The 2,791-nt window shown below is 68.5% G+C and carries 2 protein-coding genes; both read right to left on the minus strand.

Annotation, left to right across the window (positions count from 1 at the left end; all coding sequences use genetic code 11):
• Positions 1 to 1,967: condensation domain-containing protein (locus tag ACH4TL_RS45755; protein ID WP_398425546.1), on the minus strand; the 1,967-nt coding region annotated here is incomplete at its 3' end.
• The coding region (locus ACH4TL_RS45760) for a phosphopantetheine-binding protein (protein WP_398425548.1) at positions 1,967 to 2,791 on the minus strand (825 nt) is incomplete at its 5' end. The genes ACH4TL_RS45760 and ACH4TL_RS45755, both read right to left, overlap by 1 nt.

Below are 2,791 nucleotides of genomic sequence, written 5' to 3' on the forward strand. Positions count from 1 at the left end.
CCGAAATCGAACCAGCGCCTCGTCTCGTCAAACAGGCGCACAACGTTCTGGTGCGGGACGACCACACCCTTCGGGCGGCCGGTCGAACCGGAGGTGTAGATGACATACGCGGCGTTCGCCGATGACAGCGTGCCGGGGAGATCTGCCGCCAGCAACACGTCGTCCCCGCCGTTCGACAGTTCCGCACTCGTCTCCGGGTCGTCCAGAACCACCCGGCGGACGGTCTCCTCGTGCGCCACTGCCGCCATCGACACCGTGGAGGTGATCACCAGGGACGGAGCGCAGTCCGCGAACACGAAGCTGATTCGGTCCGACGGCGAGGCCGGGTCGACGGGAAGGTAGGCGCTGCCGGCCTTCAACACGGCCAGCAGCGCGACGACCAGGTCGAGGGATCGTTCGAGGCAGACGGCGACCGTCGTCTGCGGACCGGCGCCGTGCCGAACGAGCAGGGCTGCCAGGGCGTCGGAGCGCTGCGCGAGTTCCGCATAGGTGAGCCGCTGGTCGCCGCAGACCGCGGCGATCGCGTCCGGTGTGCGCTCCACCTGGGCCGTGAAGAGTTCCGGCAGGGTGGCGGCTGCCCGTTCGCTCCGCGCCGGCGTGTTCCACTCGTCCAGCAGGCGTCGGCGCTCGGCCGGGCTCGTCACCTCCAGCCGGTCGATGCGCTGCTCCGGGTTCGAGATCACCGCGTCGAGGACCCGGACAAAGCGCTCCGCCATGTCCGCGACGGTTGCCTCGTCGAACAGGTCGGTGGCGAAGGTGATGCTACCGGACATGCCGACGGGCCGTCCCTGGGCGCCCAACCGCTCGCTGAGCTGGATATCCAGGTCGAACTTGGCGGGACGCTGTTCCCCGCTCAGCGGTTCGACCTCCAGGCCGGGGAGCTCCAGCACCGCGTCCGCGTTGTTCTGCACGCTCAGGGTCACCTGGAACAGCGGATGCCGTGCCATCGACCTGACCGGCGCCAGGTCCTCCACGAGCCGCTCGAACGGCAGGTCCTGGTTCGAAAATGCCTCCAGCGACGTCTCCCGGACCTGCTGCAGGAGCTCCTTGAAGGAGAGCTCGTCGGCCACGCGCGTGCGGAGCACCAGCGTGTTGACGAACAGTCCCACCAGGTCGTGCAGGGCCTCGTCCAGGCGTCCCGCGATGGGCACGCCGATCGGGATGTCATCCCCTGCTCCGAGCCGCGACAGCAGTACGGCGAGGGCCGCCTGCGCCACCATGAACACGGTCACGCCCTCGGCCTTGGCGGTCTGCGCCAGCCGCTCGTGGAGGTCGGCGGGAACGGTCAGCTCCACCACGCCGCCCGCGTGGGTGGACCGGAGCGGACGCGGCCGGTCCACCGGGAGTTCGAGCTCGTGCGGCATGCCGGAGAGCGCGCGACGCCAGTGGGCGAGCTGCTCGTGGAGGAGGCTCTCCGGGTCGTCGTGATCGCCCAGCAGGTCTCGCTGCCACAGGGTGTAGTCGGCGTACTGCACCTCAAGCGGCATCCACTCCGGCGGTTTTCCGCCGCAGCGAGCCGCGTAGGCGATCGAGAGGTCACGCGCCAGCGGCCCCCTCGACCACCCGTCGCTCGCGATGTGGTGCACCACGACGATGAGCGCATGGTCGTCCGGCGCCATGGCGAACAGCCAGGCGCGCAGCGGAATGTCGGACTGCAGATCGAAGGTGTGACTCGATGCCTCGGCCAGTGCCGTCGGCAAGTCCGCAGGGTCCACCTCAGTCGTCGGCAGATCAATGCGCGCCAGGTCGGGGGCGAGGATCTTCTGGTACGGCTTCCCGTCCTTGGCCGGGAAAACGGTACGGAGTACCTCATGGCGCTCCACCACGTCCTGCAGGGCCTCGCGCAGCGCCTCACGGTCGAGGGCACCCCGCAGTCGCAAGGGAAGCGCGATGTTGTAGGTGTCGCTCGGTCCTTCCAACTGTCCAAGGAACCACAGTCGCTGCTGGGTGTACGACAACGGGATCATCAGATCTCCTCCTGCCTGGAGCGACGACGCAGGGCAGGCCTGGTTCGCTTGGGACGATTGAAATGGGATGAAAGGCCCGCCACTGTGGGGCTTTCGAAGATTGCCCGAAGGGGCAGTTCGACCTGCAGAGCCGAGCGGATACGGCTGACCAGCCGGGTGGCGAGGAGCGAGTGCCCGCCGAGTTCGAAGAAGTTGTCGTCGATGCCCACCCGCTCCAGGCCGAGGACCTCAGCGAACGCCTCACACACCAGCCGCTCGTCCGACGTCCGCGGGGCGCGGTAGGACACCTCCAGGGCGGCAGTGTGGTCCGGGGCCGGCAGCGCACGCCGGTCCAGCTTGCCGTTGACCGTCAACGGCAGCCCATCCAGGACGACGATCGCGGACGGCACCATGTACTCCGGCAACACCGCCCCCACACCCGCGCGCAACGCGGACGTGTCCACAACCACACCCTCGGCCGGCACCACATAAGCGACGATCCGCTTGTCCCCGGGAACATCCTCACGAACGATCACGGCCGCCTGCACCACACCGGGCCGGCCGACCAGCGCCGCCTCGATCTCCCCCAGCTCGATCCGGTAACCACGGACCTTGACCTGGTCGTCGGTGCGGCCCAGATACTCCAGCGTCCCGTCCCCACGCCACCGCGCCAGATCACCCGTGCGATACATCCGCTCACCCGGGCCCCCGAACGGACACGCCACAAACCGCTCCGCCGTCAACCCCGGCCGGTTCAAATACCCCCGCGCCAACTGCACACCCGCGAAATACAACTCACCCGGAACACCCACCGGAACCGGCCGCAACCGCGCATCCAACACATA

The sequence above is a fragment of the Streptomyces sp. NPDC021115 genome (genome assembly GCF_044333065.1).
Lineage (GTDB): Bacteria > Actinomycetota > Actinomycetes > Streptomycetales > Streptomycetaceae > Streptomyces.